The following is a 21861-nucleotide window of genomic DNA, read 5'->3' as shown; positions in this document are numbered from 1 at the left end:
GGGGGAGCGTGCCGGACGTCACGACGGGGCGAACCTCGGCTGACGCGGCACTAGTTGATGCTCACCCGGAAGATCTTGTCCGAGCCGTCCGCCGCACCTCCGTTGTTGTCGCAGTTGGTGGTCGAGAGCCAGAGCTGGTCGGCGCCGGGAACCTTGGTGACCGTGCGCAGACGACCGTACGTACCCACGTAGTAGGCGGTCGCCGTACCGACGTTCGCCGTGTCGCCGTTGATCGGGATGCGCCACAGGCGCTCACCGCGCAGAGACGCCATGTAGATGACATTGCGGACGATGGCGATGCCGCTGGGTGAGGCCTCGGAGACGTTCCAGGTCTTCTTGGGGTTGGTCATCCCGGAGACGCTGCATGTGCCCTCGCAGGTCGGCCAGCCGTAGTTGGCGCCCGGCTTGATGAGGTTCAGCTCGTCCTTGGAGCTGTTGCCGAACTCGGCTTCCCACAGGCGTCCGTTGCGGTCGAAGGCCAGGCCCTGCGGATTGCGGTGCCCGTAGCTGTACACGTAGTTGCCGAACGGGTTGCCGGGGGCCGCCTTGCCGTCCGTCGTCATGCGCAGGATCTTGCCGTTCAACGACGTCTTGTCCTGGGCCAGTTCGGGCGTCTGGGCCTCTCCGGTCGAGACGTACAGATAGCCGTCGGGGCCGAAGGCGAGCCGCCCGCCGTTGTGGTAGCGGTTCTTCTTGATGCCCTGGAGCAGGATCGTGTAGCCGGTCAGCGAGCTGCCGTTGTACGTCATGCGGACGACCCGGTTGCCCTCGGACGCCGTGTGCATGAAGTAGACGTAGTGGTTGGTCTCCCACTTCGGATCGATCGCCACACCCAGCAGGCCGCCCTCGCCGTTCGTCGTCACCGCGTTGGGCACGGTCCCGACCTGCGTCTTGGTGCCGTCCTTCGTGACCTTCCAGAGGCGGAAGTCGTCCCGCTCGGTGACCAGGGCACTCTGGCCGTCGGGCATCCAGTACGTGCCCCACGGGATCGTCCAGCCGCTGGAGACCGTCCCGATCGAGGACGGGACACCGCCGTCCGTGGCGCAGGCCTTCGTCGTTAAGGTGACGGTGTTGCTCTGCGGGGAGACGTTGCCTGCCGCGTCGCGCGCCACCACGTTCAGGGTGTACGGGCTGTTGCAGGCGAGTCCGGTCAGCGTGGTGGATGTACCCGTGGCGCTCCTGTAGACCGTCGCCCCGCTGCGGACGTCGTACGCCACGACCGCCTTGTCGTCCGTCGAGGCGCCCCAGCTCAGGTCGGCGGTGTTCGCGGTGACGTTGGAGACCGTGAGCGTTCCGGGTTCGGTGGGTGGGGTGGTGTCGGAGCTGGGCCTGGTCGTGCAGTCCACGACGGGACTGGCCTGCGAGGTGTTACCGGCCGCGTCCCGTGCGATGACTGTCAGGTTGTAGGTGGTGTTGGGGCTGAGACCGGTGAGAGCCTTCGAGGTCGTGGAGCCCACGGCCTCGCTGATCTTGTTTCCGTGCTCGTAGATGTCGTACGCGCTCACCCCGACGTTGTCCGTCGAGGCGCCCCAGGAGAGGGTGAGGCCGTCCTCGCCGATCGCCGAACAGCTCGGCTGCCCGGGCCTGCTGGGAGCCTGGGTGTCGGCCGCCGTGCCGATGCTGATCCGGTCCAGGTTGGGTCCCCCGTTGCCGGTGGTGGCAGTTGCGCGGATCTTGTTGGAGCCCGCGCCCAGTGGGAGGTTGACGGTCTTGGTCGCCCAGGTGTTCCAGTCGGCCGTGGCCGGGAAGGAGACACCGGAGGCGACGACCGTGCCGCCCACGGAGATGTCCATCGGGCGGTCGGTGTCGGTGCCGTTGGCGTACCGGAGCGCCAGCGACGACGTTCCCGCCGAGGCCGCGCTCACCGTGAACTCCACGTACGAGCCCGTGATGTTGGTGTAGTCGACGAACCCGGTGCCGGTGTAGCCGGTGTGGTTGGAGGCCACGGTGCCCTGGGAGATGGCGGCGTCCTCGGCCTGGTAGTCGGTGGCCGCCTGCGCCGACGAGCCGGTGAGGCCGGCGAGCGGGACAGCGAGGGCCAGGGAGAGACACCAGGGCAGTGCTCTTGTGAGTTTCATGGTTCGTCCCCTCAGCCCGTGTACTGGGCGAAGACCTTGAGGTAGTCGTAGGGCTGCTGCGACACTCCGCTGCACGCGTCTCCGTCGGAACCCGAGCCGCAGGCCCGGTCGCGGTTCACGGACCAGTAGGTGAGGCGCGCGATGTGGTGCTGCCGGGCGTAGGCGAGCATGGTCTTGAAGTCGGACACACGGACCAGTTCGCCGGAGTCGTCGGTCTTGCCGTTCATCGACGAGAGCCCGATGTGCGCGTACGCCGTGGAATCGCTGTATCCGTACGCCGACTTGACCCGCGCCTTGAGCCCTTCCATGGCCTGCTTGGTCAGGGTGCCCATATTGCTGCTGCCGCCGCCGAAGTCGAACGGCATGACGCACCACACGTCGTTCGCCAGCCCGGAGTTGGCGCCCCGCTTGATCATGTCGACGCCGGTCGAGTCCGGACCGCTGGTCGTGGTGCCGAAGGTGATGACGGTCTTCAGTCCGGGGTTGTTGGCCCTGACGATCTTCAGCGCGTCGATCACACGCTGGCGGACCGTGGCGTTGGACCACTCGGTGTTCTCGATGTCGATGTCGATGACCTTGAGGTGGTACGCGGCGATGACCTTCTGGTAGGCGCCCGCGAGCGCCGAGGCGCTGGAGCACTTCTCCCCGAGCTTCGCCCCGCTCCAGCCCCCGACGGAGACCACCACGTCACCGCCGGCAGCCCGGATCGCGTTGATCTCCGACTGGTCGTTGCCGCCGGTCAGCGGGCGTGAGCCGTCCCACTTCGGGTTGCAGGAGCCGTCGGAGAGGATGAAGGCGAGGGTGAACCACTTGACGCCGGTCGCCGACATCACGGAGGTGGGGTTCTGCGGACTGCCCCAGCCGAGGTACTCGTAGGGCGCGACGGCCGGGCCCGGGGAGGCGAGCGGTCTCGCGGTGACCGCGTGCGCGGCCGGGGGCGCGCCGAACAGCAGCGGCAGCAGCAGCCCGAGCAGGGCCGCCAGGATCACGCCGGAACGGCGTGGGGGCGCTTCGGTGTGCACGTGGATCTTCCTCCTGAGGTGAGGTGGAACGCAGCGGGGACGTGGAAGTGGTGCGTTAGGAAAGCTTCCTAATGGTCAGTGGGCAGTGGTCTTCCGAGGACGGAAGACCTTGCCCCTTCTGCCGTTCGGCCGTGGTCGCAGATGCCCGGTCAGCGGTCAGCGCACCGGCGCCACCCGGATCAGCCGGGTCTCGCCGGGGCGGAGCGTGGCGCTGTACGAGTTCGCGATGGTGCCCTTGTGGGAGCCGGACCACAGGTCGGTGACGTCACCGGAGCCCGTGAAGCCGACCTGCGACCAGTTCACACTGACCGTGGAGTTGCCGGACGTACCGGTGTTGAAGAGCGCCACGACATACCTGCCGTCGCTCTCCTTCTTTCTCCAGACCTGCTTCACGCCGCTGGTGACGATCCGCTCGGCCGCGACGCCGTCCTGGTCGACGCCGATGATCCGGTCATTCGTCAGCATCGCCTTGTCGACGGAGTCGACGTGCGTGAGGTCGGTGCCGAGCAGCAGCGGCGCGGCCGCCATCGCCCACAGGGTGAAGTGGGAGCGGCGTTGATCGGCGGTGAGTCCTGCCTGGTCGCCGTTGCCGATCTCCAGTGAGTCCAGGTCGTTCCAACCGCCAGGTCCCGCGTACTGCTGCCAGTTGGCCGCCGAGGTGAAACGGGCGGATATGTGGGACCAGTCGGTCAGCGGATAGCCGCTGCCGTTCGGGCCCGAGCCGCAGTAGCACTCGACATCGCCCTGAGTGCGCCAGCTGTTCGCCAGCGAGCGCCAGGTGGAGGCGTTCGCGATCGGGAGGTTGTTGGAGAGCGCGAAGTTGATCGGTCGGCCGGTGGCCCGCAGCGCCTTGTCCCAGGCCTGGACGTCGGGGACGTCGGCGCTGCCCACCCCGTCGATCTTCAGGTAGTCGACTCCCCAGGAGGCGAACTGCTTCGCCCACGAGTTCACGAACTCCTGAGCGCCCGGCTTCCCGTAGTCGATGTAGTACATGTTCTTGCAGTTGTAGTTCTTCTCGGTCTTCGACGTGTCCGCGATATCGGCCGCGTGATACGAAGTCCCCTCGATCGGTGTGTTCTTGGTGACCGCGTTCTTGGCGATACCCGGTGTCACATAGAAGCCGAACTTCAGTCCCTTGGAGTGGATGTAGTCGGCCAGCGCCTTGATTCCGGAGGGGAATTTGGCCGTGTCGACGGTCCAGCGGCCATAGGAGTCGACAACGAATCCGTTCGCGTCGCACTTCTGCCAGAAATCGTCGAGATTGACGTACACAAAGCCGTGGTTCCCCAGTCCGCTCGCAACCAAGGCGTCGGCCTGCGCCTTGATCTTCGCCTCGGTGGGCCGGCGTCGGACGAAGCTCCAGCTGCTCCAGCCCATCGCGGGGCGGAGGGACTGGCCGTTGTCCGAGTAGGGCCCGACCGTGGCCCCTGCCGCCGATGGGTACGAGGAGCCGGCCGTGGTCGACGGTGTGGCGTACGCCGTCCCGATCCACGCCTCGTCGATCCGCAACCGCTTGTAGCGGTTCGAGTCGGTGGACGCGGCCCAGGTGGAGTCGACTTCGAGACGTACGTAGCGGGCATTGGCCGCCGTCAGGTCGATCCCCTGGATTCCGCGGCGACTTGGCAGTTGCCCGGTCTTCACGGCACTTCCCCAGCTGGAGCCGTCGTTGCTGAGGAACACCTTGTACGCCTTGATCCGCGCCGACTGTTCGGTGTCGGAGCGCGCGTGGGCGACGGAGTCCTCACGCTGGTTCAGGCCGATGTACTGGACCTTCTTCGCCGAGCCGAGGTCGAAGGTGAGGTTGACCGGCAGAGCCTTGTTGCTGTCCCAATACGTGAGGTAGTTGCCGTCCGAGGCGGCCGAGCCCTCGTGCCCGCTCGCCGAGGAGCTCGCGCTGACCGTGACCCCGGACAGGATGCCCAGCCGCCCCGCGGTGGTGACCTTGAAGACGGTGTCGTACGGGTCCCAGTTCCCGAGGCCGCTCAACGTGAGCACACCCCCGGACTGCGACCACGAAACCGCCGCTCCCGTACGGAGATTGGTGACGGCCGCGATCCGGTAACCGTTGTCGCGGATGCGCAGCGTACTGGTGGACGGCGGGGTCAGCACGTGCACGTACTGGAGGTTGGGCTCGCTCTTGCTGATCGTCGTCACGCCGTGGGCACCGCCGTTCCAGAAGCCGGGCTTCAGGCCGCCGTACATGTAGCCGCCGCCCTCGGTGCCGTGCAGGGACTGCCAGATGGGGTCGAGGTAGGAGTCGGCGAAATTGTTGAAGGCGGCCTGGTTGCTCGGAAACCTGCCGTTGACCTGAGCGGTCTCGGCCATCAGCGCCTTCACGGACGATCCCGTGTTCGTGATCAGCCGACCGAGCGTGAGCATCTTGTCGACGGAGGGGTTCGAGCCGTCGTACCACCATGCTCCGCTCGACGGCAGCTTGAAGTCGGCCTCGGTCAGGCGGGGTTGGGCCGTGTAGACAGCCTGGGGGTAGTCGTACGCCGGTGTCATCCCCGTCTTCTGCTCATTGCTGATCATGTCCATGATCGGCGTGTCTTCGTTGTTGTTGCTCAGCGTGTAGTTCGGGCGCTTCTGCTGGATCTGCGCGTAGAGGTTGTGGCTCTCCCAGTACGCGTTGTCGTTGTCGATCCAGAAGCCGCCGAGGTCGGGATAGCGGTCCATGACCTCGAAGAAGTTGTCGTACGAGAAGCGGCCGAAACCGTCGCGGGTGGTGAGGTCGACGTTCGTGCCCTTGTAGGCGGAGTACGCGGCCGAGTCGAGCCATTCGTGGCCGCCCTCGTTGTGCCACTGGGGGTCGTCGGTCATGTAGAGGATGACCTTGAGGCCCTTGGCCTTGGCCGCGGTGATCAGTTCGCCGAGGAAGTCGCGGTGGGTGGAGCAGCTGCCGGGGATCTTCGACGGCCAGGGGCGGGCGTAGCCGAGCCTGCTGTGGAAGGTGGCGAGGACGAGGTACTGGGTGTGCAGCTTCTGGGCCTCCTTCACCCAGTAGTCGGGGGTCCAGCCGCCGCTGGTGACGTCGTTCTCCCAGGCGGTGCAGCCGGTGTGGGCGGGGGCGGTGCGTTCACCCCAGTGCAGAAAGAGGCCACCGACGGAGCCGCGGAGGAATGCCTGGCGGGGGTTCTCCAGGTCGAGCGGCTTCACGGCCACGCTCTCCCCATCCGTGCTCTTCACAGCCACGGTCTTCGCGGCCGCGGTCCTGACGGCCGTACCGCAGCTCTCGCTCGACCCGGCACCGGAGACGCGCAGAGCCCCACCCGACGTGTTGTGACTGCCCGTCAGGCAGTACCCCGTGACACTCTGGAACCCCATGTCGTGCGGCGAGTTGCTCCCGCGCTGTGCCGTGAAGCGGTTGAACCTGATCCCGCTCGCCGAGTTGGCGATGACGGCAGGACGTCCGTCGTTCGCCGCGAACTTCACCGAGCTGTTCGTGAAAGTCACGTCGTCCGCGTTGTGGAGGTACCAGCCGTACGCGGGGCGCGTGCCGATGGCCTTCGGGTTGTAGTCGTTAGGGTCGTTGCTCGGCACGGCGGTGGACATGGTCCCGTTGCCGCCGGGCACGGTGATGTCGACGTCGGTGAAGGTGACTCCGTTGATCCGGTGGCCGCTCTCGCCCCACAGGGTCGGACTGAAGGACGGGCTCGACCCGGTCGCCTTGATGTTGTCGTAGGTGATGTCGCTGATGGAGCCGATGCCCGGACTGTTCCCGCAGCGCTTCCGGGTGCCGATCTTCTGCATGATCGGTGAGTGGACGTTCGTCATCGTGATGTCGCGGTAGTGGACGTCCGAGATCTTCGCGCCGTCCATCGAGACCATGCCGAGCCCGGATTTGTCGGAGCCCTCGATGCGGATCTTCGCGAACCGGTAGTCGGAGAAGTCGCCGCAGGTCTCGGAGCCGAACATCAACGCGTTGCAGCACACCGCCGACAGATAGGAATCGCTCACCCGCACATGGCCGTTGGGCAGCTTGGCGCCGAGCGCGTAGTCGCTCTTGAAGACGAGCGCGTCGTCGTTGGCCTTGATGTTGGCGTTCGTGACGGTGACATTCGTCGTGCTGATGATGTTCCAGCCGTCACGGTCGCTCGCGGTGTCGATGGTCAGGTGGTCCGAAGTGACGTTCGTACAGCCGTTGATGAGGGCCGCGAAGTGGCCGCCGCGGCGCAGGGTGAGACCGTCGCCGATGCGAAGGCCGTTGCAGCGGGTCAGGGACAGGATCTTGTCGGCCTCGCCGGACTCGGGGTTGCCGGTGATGAGGTTGCCGAGGCCGTCGATGACGCCCCCGCCCACGAAGCCGATGTCGGTGAGCCGGTCGCCGTAGATCATCGCGTTGTGGAAGTGGCTGTGCCCGTAGTCCTGGTAGGCGTCGTTGGGGTTGTCCTCGGGCGGGTCGTACGTGTCCGCGCTGGAACCCTGGATCGTCGCGCCCGTGTCGACCTGGAGCGTGACCTCGCTCTTCATGTGGATGGTGTTCTTCGACTTGTACTTGCCCGCGGGGAAGCGGACCGTGCCGCCGCCCGCGGAATTGGCCGCCGTGATGGCCTTGTCGATGGCGGGGGTGTCATTGGTGGAGCCGTCGCCCTTGGCTCCGTAGTCGCGTACGTCGAAGACGCCGGCCCGGGTCGTCGGTGCGGCCGCGAGGGCCTGTGGGTGTGTCAGGCCGAGAACGACGGCGAAGGCGAAGAAGAGCGTCGTCACCCAGTGTGTGCGTTTCATGTGACGGCTCCTCACACCAGTTGGCAGCCGCGGAGGTTGGTCAGCAGCAGGTAGCAGTCCTGCAGGGACCCTGAGGTGTCGCCGAGGGAGCGGTAGATGCCCCACTTGGGCCGCACCCGGTCGGCGAGGAAGGTGTCGACTCCCGACTTCGACCTGTCGATGACCGTGGTCGAACCGTTCTTGAGGATCCAGCGGACCGAGCCCGCCGAGCCGTTGCCGACCTTGATCCGGAAGTCGACGTCGATCCATTTGTTGTGCAGCGGTTCCAGGTCCGTACGGCCGACGAGAATGTCGTCGATCGCCAGCTTCAGCTCGATGGTCTGCACGCCGTTCACCCGCCGCAGCGACTGCACGACGATCGGCGAGGTGCCGTTACCGGGCTGCTTCATCTGCATGATGTGGGTGAAGGTGGTCGTCGCCTTCAGCGAGCTCGGGATGTACATCGAGTACGTGACCCGCCAGGTCTGGCCCTCGGTCCACTTCAGATAGTTGCTGCCGCTGCCGTTGCGCAGTCCGGTGACCTCCTGGCGCTGCCGGTCGGTCGACGTGTCCCGGTCGACCTTGTGCATGGTGAAGTGCCAGTTGTCGCCGGTCGCGTAGATGTGTGGCTGTCCGGCCGGGTGCGAGTCGGCGCGGTCGTCCTCGACGGTCTCGAAAGCGCCGAGTCCGTTGCCGCTCGCCGAGGGGGCCCATTTCTGCTGCCAGGAGGCGGCGTGCGCCGCTGTCGCGCTCGACAGGCCGACCGCGCCGCCGAGTGCGGCGCCGAGCAACCCTCTTCTAGACGTGCTCATGACACTACTCACCTCGCAACTGTTCGTTCATGATCAGAAAGGCGCCGAGTCCGTGGAAGTCGTTCGTGGCCCGGGTGCGGGCGACGTAGTACGCGTAGTCGCCGACGCTCGTGCCGATCGAGATGTCGGTGAGACGGGTGCGACCGTCGGAGCCGGTCGAGATCTTGGCCAGGACGCCTCGGTAGCCGCGCTGGGCGACCATGGCGTAGTGCGCGTCGAGGTAGCCCTGTTGGACACCGCGCGAGAGGGCGTAGGTGAACATGCTGGAGCAGGAGGTCTCGGTCCAGTTGTCGCTCCTGTCGCCCTTGTCGATCACCTGGTACCAGCGCCCGGTCGCCGGGTCCTGGTACTTCTCCAGGCCGACCGCCAACTTCCTGAGGATGCTCACGAGTTGATCCCGCCGAGGATGGTTGACGGGGATCGCGTCCAGCACGTTGACGATCGCCATCGAGTACCAGCCGACCGCCCGGCACCAGTGCTCGGGCGCGAGCCCCGTCCGCGGATCGGCCCAGCTCGCGGTCTTCGACTCGTCGTAGGCGTGCTTCAGCAGACCGCTCGGGACCTGGAGATGGCTGCCGTAGACATACAGCTGCTGGGCCGCCTCGTCGTTCGCGTACGTCGTGTCCCCGAACTCCTTGCCGTACTCGACGAGGAAGGGGTTCACCATGTAGACGCCGTCGGCCCAGAGTTGATGGGCACGGCTGCTGGTGTCGGCGTGCCAGAAGCCGCCGTCGGCGGTGCGCGGGTACGTGGTGAGCCGGTCGCGGATCTTCCTCGCCGCCTTGCGGTAGCGGTCCTGACCCGTCTCGTGGTGCAGGATGGTCAGCAGTCGGCCGGCCTGCATGCTGTCGAGGCTGTTGAAGCTCGGGTCGATCGTCCCGTCGCTCTTCACGAAGCGGTCGACGTAGCTCTTGATGTACGAGAGACAGCGGGCGTCGTGCGTGCGCCGATAGGTGAGGTACTGGCCGTAGAGGTAGAGACCGACCGGGTACGACCAGCCGCCGATCGTGCTGGGCGAGTAGCGCGCCATGGTCGAGTCGATCAGGGCGACCGACCAGTCGGGCGCGGCTACCGGGGACCGGTCCGGGGTGGCGATCCGCGCGCCCTCGGGCGCGGCGATCTGCTGAGGTCCGGCAATGGCGGCCTGGGGCGCGGTCGCGGATACCGTCATCAGGCCCGCGGTGGCGAGCGCGCCCGCAAGCAACGCCGCTCGCAGTCGTCGTCTCATGATCCTCCCTCTCGGTAGGCATAGGCAGAGGTCGTACGCGGGCTTTCGTCGACGAGCGTGCGTACGAGGTGGTGGTCGGGGGCGTGACGGCAGGCCGGGTCGGTGCGCGTGGCATCACCGGTGAGCGCGTGCGCCTGGCAGCGACAGCCGCCGAAGTCGGTGGTGCGCAGGGCGCAGGTGCGGCAGGGGTCCCGCATCCAGCCCTCGCCGCGGAAGGCGTTGAAGGCCTTCGACTCACGCCAGATCCAGTCGAGCGGGTGATCCCGCACGTTCGGCGGGTCGCGGTCGGGGAGGCTCGCCGCGGCCGGGCACGGAAGTACGGTGCCGTCCGGAGCGACGGTGAGGGAGACGGCTCCCCAGCCGCCCATGCACGGTTTCGCGGTGCCGTCGAGGTAGTCGGGAGCGACCCAGATCAACTCCAGGGCGCCGATGAGTTGTTCACGGCGGCGGGTCACGGTGGCGCGGGCCCGTTCGACCTGGTCGCGGGTCGGCAGCAGGGCCGTGCGGTTGCGTAACGCCCAGCCGTAGAACTGGGTGTTGGCGAGCTCGATCCGCTCGGCGCCCCAGTCGAGGCCGAGACTGATCAGATGGTCGAGGGCATCGATGTTGGCACGGTGGAGCACGACATTGAGGCCGAGCGGGAGTCCGGCCGCGCGCACCAGGCGCGCGGCGCGTTCCTTGGCGGCGAACGAGCGTGAGCCCGCGATGAGTTCGGCGGCATGGGGATCCGCGTGCTGCACGGAGAGCTGGACACAGCGAAGTCCGGCGTCCCGCAGTTCCGCGAGCCGCCGCTCGTGCAGGCCCACGCCGCTGGTGACGAGCTGGGTGTAGAGCCCAGCGGTGTCGGCCGCCTCGACGACCTGGGTGAGGTCCCGTCGCAGCAACGGTTCGCCGCCGGAGAGATGGGTCTGGACGACGCCCAGGTCGGCGGCCTGGCGCAGTACGTCGGCCCATTGCTCGGCGTTCAGCTCTCTTGACCGACTGATCAGTTCGACGGGGTTGGAGCAATACGCGCAGCGCAGCGGACAGCCGTGGGTGAGTTCGGCGAGCAGGGCCCAGGGGGGAGCCACGGTCACTGGAGCCAGCCCTCCTTTCGCAACGCCGCGAGGAATGGGGGGACTTCGTCGGCGACGGGTGCGCCCGGGAACCGTTCGCCCAGTTCGGCGACGATCTCGGGCACCGCACGGCTGCCGTCGCACAGTCGGACGACGCTGCCCGCGGTGCCGCGCAGGACGACCACTCGCTCAGGGAGGAGGAGCAAGTCGGTTTCCCTGACTTTGTCGTGACGGAGCATCACGGATCGGGGGAGGGCGGGGCGCCAGGTCATGATCCGCTCACCGGATCGCGCGGCACCTCGGCTCCGCCGCCCTCCTCCACGCGGTCGCACTGGCCCACCCGGCCGGCTCCGCCTCCCTCCCCCACGCGGTCGCCCTCCTGGCCCACCCGGCCGTCCGGAACCTCCCCGCCGCCTTGGTCCACCGCGTCAAGCAAGGCCCACAGCACCTCGCACTTGAACGCCAGCGCGGCCACCGCCCGTTCCTGCTGTTCCCTGGTGCGGGCCCAGGCCTGGACGAGTGCGAGGGCTTCCTCGCTGTCCCGGCCGCCCTGGCCGACACGGGCCCGGAAGTAGGCGAGCCCGTCGGCGTCGATCCATGGATAGTGCCGCTCGAAGGCGGCGATCCGCTTGCGCATCAGCCCGGGTGCCGACAGCTCGGTGAGCGAGGCGGCGACCGCGTCCAGTGCCGGTCGTCCGCGGCAGAAGGTGACGTAACGCTCGACCGCGAACCGTACGCCGGGCAGTACACGGGACGCGTCCCACAGCGTCGGGCGGGCGAGGCCGGCCGCCTCGCCGAGCCGCAGCCAGCGCTCGATGCCGCCCTCGCCGTCGGCCGTTCCGTCGTGGTCCTGGATCCTGCGCAGCCAGGCACGGCGCAGCGCGGGCTCGTCGAACTTGGCAATGATCAGGGCGTCCTTGACGGGGATGTGGCGCTGGTAGTGGAAGCGGTTGGCGATCCAGCGGCGCAGCTCAACGGGCGTCAACTCGCCTTGGTGCATACGGACGTTGAAGGGGTGCCGGTCGTGGTAGCGCTCTTCGGCGACGGCGCGCAGCCGCTCGGTGAACTCGGGGGTTCGCCAAGGGGCCGCGGCACCGTCGTCGCGCACGATTGTCGCGGTCATGGTGCGACCACCGGTGCTCTAACGCTCGCCGAGGGCGTACGCGGTGACCTCCAGGGCGGTCTCGACGACGAGATACCCGGGGACCTCCCAAAGCCTTTCCTCCGACGTTTCCCGAATGCTCGGTTTCGTGCGGGAGATCTCGAGAGCCTGCTGTTCGTTCATGTGTGCGTACCCGCTTTCCTGATGGGTGGGGGGTGTGGAGCCCAGACAGGTATGGTGGGGCTCGGACAGGCACTGCTGTTCACATGCATGCACTGAGTTCATGAGAGCGTTCAGTGGCGTGATACAGAGTTGCGGGGTGACGGGACCCGGTCAATGGTCCGGACCGAGAAGGTCGGATCCATTTCCGGCCAACCTCCGTTCGCGCCAAGGCCGGACGCGTCCGGACCCACCATGAATCCACGAGGAATCCGCCGGTCAGGAATGCATTACGGCCCGTGATCGTTGACCATGGGAGTACCACCCGACGACTGAAGGATCGAGAGCTCGTGAGCAAGGTCCCCCCGATCACCCTGAACAACGGCGTCGAGATGCCGCAGCTGGGCTTCGGTGTCTGGCAGGTGCCGGACGACGAGGCGGAGCGGGCGGTCACCACCGCGCTGGAGGCCGGCTACCGCAGCATCGACACCGCTGCGATCTACGGCAACGAAGAGGGCACCGGCAAGGCCATCACCGCCTCCGGCATCGCCCGCAAGGATCTCTTCGTCACCACCAAGCTCTGGAACAGCGACCAGGGGTACGACGCGACGCTGCGCGCCTTCGACGCGTCCCTGGAGAAGCTCGGGCTGGAGTACCTCGACCTGTATCTGATCCACTGGCCGCTGCCGTCCCGGGGTAAGTACATCGACACGTACAAGGCCTTCGAAAAGCTCTACGCGGACGGCCGCGCCAAGGCCATCGGCGTCTCCAACTTCCTTCCGGAGCACCTGGAGAAGCTGATCGACGCGACGTCCGTCATCCCGGCCGTCAACCAGATCGAACTGCACCCGCACCTCCAGCAGGACGCGGCGCGCGCGTACCACGCGGAGCAGGGCATCGCGACCGAGGACTGGTCGCCGCTCGGCTCGGGCAAGGGACTCCTGGAGGTCCCGGCGATCGTCGCCATCGCCCAGAAGCACGGCCGCACGCCGGCCCAGATCGTGCTGCGCTGGCACCTCCAGCTGGGGAACATCGTGATCCCCAAGTCCGTGACTCCGTCCCGGATCAAGGAGAACATCGACGTCTTCGACTTCTCGCTGGACACCGAGGACATCGCGGCGATCACCGCGTTGAACGAGGACCGTCGCCTGGGTCCGGACCCGGCGACCTTCGAGATGGGCTGAGGCCCGCAGTCGTATGTCAGTCCGCCCCGCCGCGGGGTCTCCCGCGGCGGGGCGGACCGTCGTACGGGAGCCGGGCCGTCGTCGGCCGGCTCGGGTACGGAAACGATCCCTTGAACGAACCGTCGCCGGCAGGCCTGCACACGGAACACGACCCCTCGAACGATCCGTTGTCAGCAGGCCTCTACACGGAACACGATCCGTCGAACGACCCGCCATCTGCCGACCCACCGTCCACCGGCCCCGCACGGGAGGCCTCAACCGCCCCGTACGTCCGTGAAGACGATCTCGAACTCCTCCAGTCCGGTCACGGTCACGTGCGCCTTGGCCGCGCCGTCGTGCCGGGCCGCCGACTGGGGGCCGCGGGAAGCGACCAGGGACTCCCGGTCGACGAACAGGACGCCGACCAGGCCGCGCCCACGCTCCCGGTCGATGAGCAGTGACGCCCTGGCCAGCCCCGGGAGGCTCTCGAGCCTGGGCACCACCGTCGCCCGGAAGGTATCGGCAAGCAGATCCGCGTCCGCGGGCTCGAACTCCAGCCTGCTGAGCCGCAGTCCGCCTCCCGCCTGCGGCTGCCGGACCGGATGAAAGACCGCCACCTCGTAGTTGTCGACCGCCAGCGTCGCCGCGAACGGCTCCAGGAGCCCAGCGCGCCGCTCGCGCAGCACCGCGTCGCTGTTCTGCCTGGCCTCCTCGGACTCCCACCAGCTCAGGACGAGGAGTTTGCCGAGCTTCCGGTCCACGAAGATGCTGGATCCGCGATACCCCGGGCGATCCTCGAGCAGGTCCCGGCCCCGCGTGTTCAAGGACTTGATGGCCGTATCGATCGTCACGGGATCGCCGGTCGCGTACACAGTCCGCACGAACATGACGCTCGCCTCCCAGAAGCCGGGCGATTACCCGGAATGTTCGATATAGCCAGTCTTCTCCCGCAAGGGGATGGTCGCAATCGACTCGGAATACCGGAGTTCACACCAGGGGCTTGACGAGGTCATGCAATGGGGTCCACGTTGTACGGCACCCGGTAAGGAAAGTTTCCTAACAGAAGGGTCCCCCACAGTGCGCACTCGAACACTGACCCTCGCCGCGGCTTCCGGCGCCGCGCTCCTCGCCACCGCAGTACTCCCGACCAACGCCTCTGGAACCGTCAACCTCCGTTCCGCACAGGAGGGTTCGGTCAGCGCGGCCGACCTGCTCGCCAAGGTGACGTCCTGTTCGCAGATATCGAACGGCAAGTACAAGACCGACGACGAGACGTCGGCCACCGTCCCGGTCTGCGGCAAGAACGGCGCCGTGTTCTGGAAAGCCGATATGGACGTCGACTGCGACGGCCAGGTCACCAGCAAGTGCAACGGCAACACCGACCCCTGGTTCCAGGACGACACAGCCTTCCACCAGTCCAACGGCAAGCCGCTGCGCGCCGACTCGCTGCCGTACGTCGTGGTGCCGAGCACCAGCAGCATCTGGAAGTACACGAGCTCCGGCATCAAGGGCGGCGGCGTGGTCGCGGTCATCTACCACAACAAGGTCGAGTACGCGGTGGTCGGTGACACCGGGCCCACGAAGATCATCGGCGAGGCCTCGTACGCCACCGCGAAGTCCCTCGGCATCGACCCCGACCCGGAGACGGGTGGGACCGACTCCGGCGTGACGTACATCCTGTTCAAGAACTCTCAGGTGTCGCCGATCGAGAGTCACAGTGCGGCGGTGTCGCTGGGTGACTCACTGGCGAAGAAGTTTCTGCAGAACAACTGAGCATTCGCTGAATGCCGTGGGGGAACTGCGCGCCGTCCGTGGCCGGTCGCGCAGTTCCCCGCACCCCTCACGGGACACCCGTCAGACGGGCTGGCCCATCGGGCGTACGACGACGGTGTTCACGTCGACACCCTCCGGCTGCCCGATCGCCCAGACGATCGACTCGGCGAGCTGGTCGGCCGTGAGCAGATGGCCCGGCGGCAGACTGCCGTAGCTGTCCCAGAACGGTGTCTCCACGCGTGTGGACCGTTACGTGCTCTACGGCCAGACCGGAACGGCTCTCCTCGCCGGCGCCGCGCTGGACCGGTTCGTGCGGGCCGCCGGACGAACCCGCACCGCGGCGCTGTCCGGGGCGGGAGCCGCGCTCCTCGCGCTGCTCCCCGTCACGCTGCAGCTGCGCACGCCCGAGAGCCGTACCGACGATGTCACCGCCGTGGCCCGGGGCGTCGCGCAGGCCGGTGCCCGGGGCGACGGGGTCCTCTACATGCCGGCGCGGCGCCGCGTGTGGTCGCTGCCCGATCCCGGCTCGGTGCGCGGGTTGCGCGACCTGGCCCTGGAGCGCGGGCCCGTCGCCTCGCACACCTTGTACGGCACGGAGGTTCCGGCGCCCGTCATCCGCGCACGTCTGCTCGCCACACCCCGCGTCGTCGCCGTGCGCGATCCCGCGGAACAGCCACTCGACCGGACACCGCAGGAGATCGTCAAACGGCGGGTCCTGGCGGAGTACTTCGAGCAGTGCGACACCCGGCGGGTTCAGGGGGCGCGGATCACCGTGTACGCGCACCCGGGCGAGTGCTGACCGGCAGCGGGCTACTCCGGCTTCACCCCGAGGTACACGGTGTGCGCCGTCAGCAGGAACACATCCGGGCGGTGGTGCACGCTCGCCTTGTCGTCCGGGTCGAGGAGCCGGTCAAGGGTGGCGAGGTCGTTCGCGTCCAGACCCTCTGCCAGGCCTTCCCGGCGGTGGGTGAGGGTGCTGACGACGAAGGCGCGGGCCTCGTCCGACAGCGGAGCGGGGAAGTCGAGAAGGAAGGTGCGCGTCGCGGTGTGGCGCAGGCCCACGGCGGTCAGCAGGGCAGGCCAGTCCTCCGTCTCGGCCACCGCTCCGGGCAGCTCGGCCCGCATCCGGGTGAACCACTCGTCGTGGACCGCGTCGATGCGGGACTGCAGACCGGGGCGGCCGATGCCGATGTCGCGCGGCAGGAAGCGCGTGGGCAGACCGCCCTCCAGGAGGGCGAGGGTGCCGCCGGGCGCGAGACCGCGCACGAAACCGGAGAGCGCGGCGCGCTGGTCGCCGACGTGGTGCAGCGACCTGCTGGCCCACAACAGGTCCGCCGGGTACTCCAAGTCGCCGAGGCCGTAGGCAAGTTCGGCCTCCACCGTGCTGAAGCGGTCGGCGACGCCGAGCCGGTCCGCACGGGCGCGGGCCCGTTCCAGGAGGGGTTCCGCGCCGTCCACGGCGACGACCCGCGCCCGCGGGAAGGTGTCCGCGAGCAGACAGGAGATCACTCCGGGTCCGCTGCCCGCGTCCACGATCAGCTCGGGATCCGGCCGCCGCTCGCGGAGCCAGGCCGCCACCTCGGCGTACAGCGGGGTGAACAGCTCGGCTTCCTGCTCCAGCAGGGGCAGCCATTCGGTGAAGTCGATCTGTGTGTGGTCGTGGTGGTGGTGTGCCATGGTTCCGAGCCTCTCGTCCGGGATGCCGACAGCGTGCGCCGCCACTCCCGGAAACGGCCACTCCTGTTGCTCAAACAGCAAAACGGACGGGCTGAAAACGAGCGCGCGGAAAATTCGGAAGCGCCCAGGAGAGCGGGTCCCCGAGCATGGCCCCATGGACGACGAGATGGTGGAGCGTTTCCTCGAGGACGGTTTCGTGAGGAACGAGGGCGCCTTCCCGCCGCGCGTCGCCGAGGACTGCGCGCGACTGCTGTGGAAGGAGACGGGGTACGACCCGCACGCCCCGGCCACCTGGGCCGAACCGGTGCGCTGGGTCTCCGGCATGGCCCAGGGCCCGTTCGCCGCGGCGGCCAACTCCCCTGCCCTGCACGAGGCGTTCGACCTGCTGCTGGGCGAGGACCGCTGGGAGCCGCGCTACTCGCTGGGCAGCTTTCCGCTGCGCTTCCCGCATGAGGAGGAACCGGACGACGCCGGCTGGCACATCGAGGGCAGTTATCTGCCCGAGGGCGAGAGCTGGTACTTCACGAACCTCAGGTCAAAGGGCCGCGCCCTTCTGATGCTCTTCCTCTTCAGCGAGGTGGGCCCCCGGGACGCCCCCACCCGAATCCGCGTCGGCTCGCACCTGGAAGTGCCGCCACTCCTGGAGCCGTACGGTGAAGAAGGGGTCTCGGGCCTCGACATCGCCCCGAAGCTGGTCGAGGCCTCGGCGCACCGCCCGCTCGCGTACGCCACCGGCCGCCCCGGCGACGTATTCCTGTGTCACCCCTTCCTGGTGCACGCGGCGCAGCCGCACCACGGCGCCCGACCGCGTTTCATGGCGCAGCCGCCGCTGTACCCGGCGGTGCCCTTCGAGCTGGACCGGCCCGACGGCGACTACTCGGCGGTGGAGTTCGCGATCCGCCGGGGGCTGGCCCGGGAGGGATCGGAGAGGGGCCGGAGGAGCAGTCCCAGGTGTTCCAGGTCCAGCCGAGGTAGGAGAGCCCCCGGTCGTCGAACCACTTCATGACGGTGTCGACGAAGGAGTGGGAGCAGGTGTTCTCGCCGATCTCCCCCGCCACGAGCGGGACTTGGGCAGCCACCGGGGCGAGCGTCGAGTTCCAGCAGCTCTCACTGGCACAGGTGTTGAAGTTGTAGACGTGGTACGCGGCGACGAGATTGCCCGTCGGATCACTGGGCTTGTACGTCAGCCACTGGCTCAGATCGTTGGAGTAGGCGAGCCCGCCGGCCAGGATCAGGTTCTTGGCGCCGGTGCCGCGTACCGCGTCGACCAGGTCCTGCATTCCGGCGACCTCGTAGGAGATGCCGGGGCAGTTCCCGCCGTCCCGCCAGCAGGTCCACGCCTGGGTTATCGTGGAAGTCGCGCGGTCCGGGTAGGGCTCGTTGAACAGGTCGAACGCGACGGCCGGGTCGTCCTTGAAGGTGCTCGCGACCGAGGCCCAGAAGGACGGGGTGTACTGGGCGTCCGGCATCGGCTTCTGACAGCTGGCGTGCACGTCGGAGCAGCCCGAGGAGTTGCCGGTGTACTGGCCGTAGGACCAGTGCAGTTCGACGAGCGGTGCCATGCCGTGCGCCTCGACCTCGGCGACCAAGTCCTTGACGGCGGCGATGTAGCGGGCGCCTGCGTACTGGGCGTCGATGTTCGACAGGCCCAGCCAGCACTCCTCGTTCAGCGGAATGCGAACCGTGTTGGCCTTCCAGTCGGCGATGGCCTTGACCGACGCGTCGTCGACCGGGCCGTCGAAGATTCCACGGCCCTGGATGCACATGAACTCGCCGCCGGAGCGGTTGACGCCCAGCAGTCGGCGGGCGCTGCCGCCGGCGTCCACGAGCTTGTTCCCCAAGACGTGCAGCGCCGGTGCCGTGCCGTCCGAGGGAGGATCGGTCGGCGTCGGCGTCGGCGTCGGCTCGGAATCCACGTTGCACGTGGTCCCGTTGACCTTGAACGCCGTCGGCAAGGCGTTGCTCCCCGACCACGAGGCGAGGAACCCGGCGCTGACACTGGCCCCCGAACCCAACGAGCCGTTCCAGCTCTCGTTGGACGCGGTGACCGTCGTCCCGGACTGGGACCACTTGGCGTTCCAGCCCTGGTTGACCTTCTGGCCGTTGGCGAAGTCGAAGACGAGGCTCCAACTGCTCACCGCGGCAAGGTTGTTGGTGATTTTCACGGCGCCCCGGGAGCCGGTGTCCCACTGGCCGGTGACGGAGTACTCCACCGTGCACGCGGGTGTGGCTCCTGAAGCCGTGACGACCGGCGCGATCGCGGTGCCCACGAGGGCGACCGCGGCGCCGACCACTGAAAGACTCAAACGCGGGGGGTGTCGCATGAGCGACTCCTTGCAGCTCGTGGACCCCCACAAGAACAGCGTGCTCTATCTGGGCGCGCCCAGCGGCAAGGGCCTGTGGCGCTCGACGGACTCGGGGGCGAGCTGGGGGTCACGAACTTCCCCGACGTCGGTAATTACGTGCAGGATTCGACCGACACCAGCGGCTACGCCTCCGACAACCAGGGCACCGCCTGGGTCACCTTCGACGAGTCGACGGGTACGTCCGGCAGCGCGACGCGGACCGTCTACGTCGGGGTCGCCGACAAGGACAACGCGGTCTACCGCTCGACGGACGGGGGAGCGACCTGGTCCCGGCTCGCCGGGCAGCCCACCGGCTATCTCGCCCACAAGGGCGTCCTCGACGCCACCAACGGCTATCTCTATCTCGCCTACAGCGACAAGGGCGGCCCGTACGACGGTGACAAGGGACAGCTGTGGCGGTACGCGACCAAGACCGGCACCTGGACGGACATCAGCCCCGTAGCGGAGGCCGACACGTACTACGGCTTCAGCGGGCTGACGGTCGACCGGCAGCATCCGGGCACGGTGATGGCGACGGCATACAGCTCCTGGTGGCCCGACACCCAGATCTCAGGTCCACGGACAGCGGCGGCACCTGGACGAAGGCCTGGGACTACACCTCGTATCCCAACCGCGCGAACCGCTACACAGTGGACGTCTCGTCCGTGCCCTGGCTTACCTTCGGCGCAGACCCGTCGCCGCCCGAGCAGTCGCCCAAACTCGGGTGGATGACAGAGGGGTTGGAGATCGACCCGTTCACAACTCCGCCCGGATGATGTACGGGACGGGCGCGACGATCTACGGCACCGAGAACCCAACTGGGACAGCGGCAGCCGGTTCACCATCAAGCCGACGATCCAGGGTCTTGAGGAGACGGCCGTCAACGATCTCGCCTCTCCCCCGTCGGGAGCGTCCCTGCTCAGTGCCCTCGGTGACATCGGCGGCTTCCGCCACACGGACCTCACCAAGGTACCGTCGATGATGTACACCTCGCCGAACCTCACCACCACGACGAGCCTCGACTACGCCGAGACCAATCCGAGCACGGTCGTCCGGGTCGGCAACCTCGACTCGGGCCCGCACATCGGCTTCTCGACGGACTACGGTGCCAACTGGTTCGCGGGCAGCGACCCTTCGGGCGTCACGGGAGGCGGCACGGTCGCGGCCGCGTCCGACGGCAGCCGCTTCGTGTGGAGCCCGGCGGGCACCGGCGTGCAGTACACGACCGGGTTCGGTACCTCGTGGTCGGCGTCCGACGGGATACCGTCCGGCGCGATCGTCGAGTCGGACCGGGTGGACTTGAAGACCTTCAAAGGCTTCAAGACAGGCAAGTTCTACGTCAGTTCGGACGGCGGCGCGGACTTCACCGCGTCGGCCGCCACCGGCCTGCCGAGCGGTGACAGCGTGCGCTTCAAGGCGCTGCCCGGCGCGAAGGGCGACGTGTGGCTGGCGGGCGGCGCGAGCGACGGCGCGTACGGGCTGTGGCACTCGACGGACGGCGGCGCGAGCTTCACCAATCTGTCGAACGTCGAACAGGCCGACACCATCGGCTTCGGCAAGGCCGCGACGGGTGCCTCGTACCAGACGCTCTACACCAGCGCGAAGATCGGCGGCGTACGCGGGATCTTCCGTTCCACGGACAAGGGCGCGAGCTGGACCCGCCGGCGTGCCGGCCGGAAGTCCTCGTACTGGATGTACTTGGGCTTTCGGCCGGTGCGGCCAGAGGACGTGCCGGGCATCGCGACGGGGCGAACCTTGGCTGACGCGGCACTAGCCCGCGTACGTGCGCGCCAGCGCGGTCACCGTCCGAGCGATCCGCTCCCGCAGCTCCGCCGGTTCGAGCACCTCGATGTCCGTACCGAGGCGGAGGAAGTCGTGGTGGGCGTGGTCCACGGACTCGATGGGTACGGTGGCGCGCGTCCAACCGTCCTCGCCCGTCCGGCCGTTGGCCGCCACCGCGTCCGCCGCCGGGCCGCTCAGCCGGATTCCCGGTGCCAGTCGGACGACCGCCTCCGCACGGTGCAGTCGCTCCTGGAAGTCCCTCTGGTACGCGGACCAGTACCCGGCGAGATCGAAGTCCCCCGGGCGGCCGAACTCCTCCTCGGACGAAGCGAGTTCGAGGATCTGGTCGACGCGGAACGTCCGCGGGCCCGGCCCCGCCACGACGTACCAGCGGCCCGCCTTCAGGACGAGGCCGTACGGCTCCAGGCGGCGCTCCACATCGGTGGGCTCGCGCCAGCGGCGGTAGCGGATGTGCAGGACACGGCTGTTCCAGACGGCGTCGGCGACGGCGGGGAGGTACGGGGTCTCTTCGGCCTCCGCGTACCAGCCGGGCGCGTCCAGGTGGAAGCGGCCGCTGATCCGGTCCGCGTGCGCGCGCAGCTCGCGCGGGAGGGCGGCGCGCACCTTCAGCTGGGCCGCGGCAAGGACCGAGCCGAGGCCTAGCTCGGCGGCGGGTCCGGGGACGCCCGCGAGGAACAGGGCCTCGGCCTCGTCGGTGGTGAGGCCGGTGAGGCGGGTGCGGTAACCGTCGAGGAGCTGGTAACCGCCCGCGTGGCCGGCGTCGCCGTACAGCGGGACGCCGGCCGCGCCAAGCGCCTCGACGTCCCGGTAGACCGTGCGCACCGAGACGTCGAGCTCCTCGGCGAGCTGGGCGGCGGTCATCCGGCCGCGGGTCTGGAGGAGCAGGAGGATCGAGACGAGCCGCGCTGATTTCACCGCTCCAGAATCCCAGACTTCACTG

Annotated in this window: 17 protein-coding genes and 3 pseudogenes; 5 read left to right on the top strand and 15 right to left on the bottom strand. The window is 68.1% G+C overall.

What is annotated here, in order from left to right; genetic code table 11:
- Positions 1 to 50 precede the first annotated feature (50 nt).
- The 9 genes from OG390_RS42290 to OG390_RS42250 form a co-directional block, all read right to left on the bottom strand.
- Positions 51 to 2078 carry a PQQ-dependent sugar dehydrogenase gene (locus OG390_RS42290; protein ID WP_406175383.1) on the bottom strand — a complete coding sequence of 676 codons (2028 nt, stop codon included), beginning with the start codon at positions 2076 to 2078 and terminating at the stop codon, positions 51 to 53.
- An 11-nt stretch (positions 2079 to 2089) separates the two neighbouring features.
- A complete protein-coding gene (locus OG390_RS42285) occupies positions 2090 to 3100 on the bottom strand; it encodes a chitinase (protein ID WP_406175381.1) in 1011 nt (336 codons plus the stop codon).
- Between the two features lie 156 nt (positions 3101 to 3256).
- Positions 3257 to 7825 carry a glycosyl hydrolase family 28 protein gene (locus OG390_RS42280; protein ID WP_406175380.1) on the bottom strand — a complete coding sequence of 1523 codons (4569 nt, stop codon included), beginning with the start codon at positions 7823 to 7825 and terminating at the stop codon, positions 3257 to 3259.
- An 11-nt stretch (positions 7826 to 7836) separates the two neighbouring features.
- Positions 7837 to 8616: a Tat pathway signal sequence domain protein gene (locus OG390_RS42275; protein ID WP_406175379.1), complete on the bottom strand. Its 780-nt coding sequence runs from the start codon at positions 8614 to 8616 to the stop codon at positions 7837 to 7839.
- Positions 8617 to 8620: 4 nt separating this feature from the next.
- On the bottom strand, positions 8621 to 9847 hold the full coding sequence (locus tag OG390_RS42270; RefSeq protein WP_406178196.1) for a glycoside hydrolase family 105 protein: 1227 nt from the start codon (positions 9845 to 9847) through the stop codon (positions 8621 to 8623).
- Positions 9841 to 10920 (bottom strand): pyrroloquinoline quinone biosynthesis protein PqqE, encoded by a 1080-nt coding sequence (gene pqqE, locus OG390_RS42265; RefSeq protein WP_406175378.1) that lies wholly within the window; start codon positions 10918 to 10920, stop codon positions 9841 to 9843. The genes OG390_RS42270 and pqqE overlap by 7 nt, the downstream gene beginning before the upstream one ends.
- Positions 10917 to 11105: a pyrroloquinoline quinone biosynthesis peptide chaperone PqqD gene (pqqD, locus tag OG390_RS42260; RefSeq protein WP_406175377.1), complete on the bottom strand. Its 189-nt coding sequence runs from the start codon at positions 11103 to 11105 to the stop codon at positions 10917 to 10919. The genes pqqE and pqqD overlap by 4 nt, the downstream gene beginning before the upstream one ends.
- 62 nt (positions 11106 to 11167) lie before the next feature.
- Complete coding sequence (gene pqqC / locus OG390_RS42255) at positions 11168 to 12022, bottom strand: pyrroloquinoline-quinone synthase PqqC (RefSeq protein ID WP_406175375.1); 855 nt, start codon at positions 12020 to 12022, stop codon at positions 11168 to 11170.
- An 18-nt stretch (positions 12023 to 12040) separates the two neighbouring features.
- Entirely contained in the window at positions 12041 to 12184 is a 144-nt protein-coding gene (locus OG390_RS42250; RefSeq protein WP_406175373.1) for a pyrroloquinoline quinone precursor peptide PqqA, read from the bottom strand.
- 368 nt (positions 12185 to 12552) lie between these two features.
- Here OG390_RS42250 and OG390_RS42245 point away from each other — a divergent pair, with 368 nt between their 5' ends.
- On the top strand, positions 12553 to 13344 hold the full coding sequence (locus OG390_RS42245) for an aldo/keto reductase (protein WP_406178194.1): 792 nt from the start codon (positions 12553 to 12555) through the stop codon (positions 13342 to 13344).
- A 254-nt stretch (positions 13345 to 13598) separates the two neighbouring features.
- Here the strand turns inward: OG390_RS42245 and OG390_RS42240 are convergent, their stop codons facing one another.
- Positions 13599 to 14210 (bottom strand): hypothetical protein, encoded by a 612-nt coding sequence (locus tag OG390_RS42240; protein ID WP_406175372.1) that lies wholly within the window; start codon positions 14208 to 14210, stop codon positions 13599 to 13601.
- Positions 14211 to 14400: 190 nt separating this feature from the next.
- Here OG390_RS42240 and OG390_RS42235 point away from each other — a divergent pair, with 190 nt between their 5' ends.
- Positions 14401 to 15096 carry a glycoside hydrolase family 75 protein gene (locus tag OG390_RS42235; RefSeq protein ID WP_406175370.1) on the top strand — a complete coding sequence of 232 codons (696 nt, stop codon included), beginning with the start codon at positions 14401 to 14403 and terminating at the stop codon, positions 15094 to 15096.
- 81 nt (positions 15097 to 15177) lie between these two features.
- Here the strand turns inward: OG390_RS42235 and OG390_RS42230 are convergent.
- A pseudogene (locus OG390_RS42230) lies at positions 15178 to 15336 on the bottom strand (short-chain dehydrogenase); the annotation flags it as partial.
- Position 15337: 1 nt separating this feature from the next.
- Here OG390_RS42230 and OG390_RS42225 point away from each other — a divergent pair.
- Positions 15338 to 15895 (top strand): hypothetical protein, encoded by a 558-nt coding sequence (locus tag OG390_RS42225; RefSeq protein WP_406175368.1) that lies wholly within the window; start codon positions 15338 to 15340, stop codon positions 15893 to 15895.
- A gap of 11 nt (positions 15896 to 15906) precedes the next feature.
- Here OG390_RS42225 and OG390_RS42220 read toward each other — a convergent pair whose 3' ends face one another.
- Positions 15907 to 16773, bottom strand: coding sequence for a class I SAM-dependent methyltransferase (locus OG390_RS42220; RefSeq protein ID WP_406175367.1), 867 nt, complete (start codon positions 16771 to 16773; stop codon positions 15907 to 15909).
- A 154-nt stretch (positions 16774 to 16927) separates the two neighbouring features.
- Here OG390_RS42220 and OG390_RS42215 point away from each other — a divergent pair, with 154 nt between their 5' ends.
- On the top strand, positions 16928 to 17779 hold the full coding sequence (locus tag OG390_RS42215) for a phytanoyl-CoA dioxygenase family protein (protein WP_406175365.1): 852 nt from the start codon (positions 16928 to 16930) through the stop codon (positions 17777 to 17779).
- Here OG390_RS42215 and OG390_RS42210 read toward each other — a convergent pair.
- Positions 17694 to 19097 (bottom strand): annotated as a pseudogene (locus OG390_RS42210) (cellulase family glycosylhydrolase); the annotation flags it as partial. The gene OG390_RS42215 and the pseudogene OG390_RS42210 sit on opposite strands and share 86 nt — an antisense overlap.
- Before the next feature lie 19 nt (positions 19098 to 19116).
- Here OG390_RS42210 and OG390_RS42205 point away from each other — a divergent pair.
- Positions 19117 to 20780 (top strand): annotated as a pseudogene (locus OG390_RS42205) (WD40/YVTN/BNR-like repeat-containing protein); the annotation flags it as partial.
- On the opposite strand, the gene OG390_RS42200 reads toward OG390_RS42205, so the two are convergent.
- Both OG390_RS42200 and OG390_RS42195 read right to left on the bottom strand, forming a co-directional pair.
- Positions 20708 to 20857: a hypothetical protein gene (locus OG390_RS42200; protein ID WP_406178400.1), complete on the bottom strand. Its 150-nt coding sequence runs from the start codon at positions 20855 to 20857 to the stop codon at positions 20708 to 20710. The pseudogene OG390_RS42205 and the gene OG390_RS42200 overlap by 73 nt on opposite strands.
- 31 nt (positions 20858 to 20888) lie before the next feature.
- On the bottom strand, positions 20889 to 21836 hold the full coding sequence (locus tag OG390_RS42195) for a helix-turn-helix transcriptional regulator (RefSeq protein ID WP_406178192.1): 948 nt from the start codon (positions 21834 to 21836) through the stop codon (positions 20889 to 20891).
- Positions 21837 to 21861: the final 25 nt, after the last annotated feature.

It is taken from the genome of Streptomyces sp. NBC_00996 (assembly GCF_045162675.1).
Lineage (GTDB): Bacteria > Actinomycetota > Actinomycetes > Streptomycetales > Streptomycetaceae > Streptomyces.
This window is presented reverse-complemented; position numbering and strand designations above follow the sequence as displayed.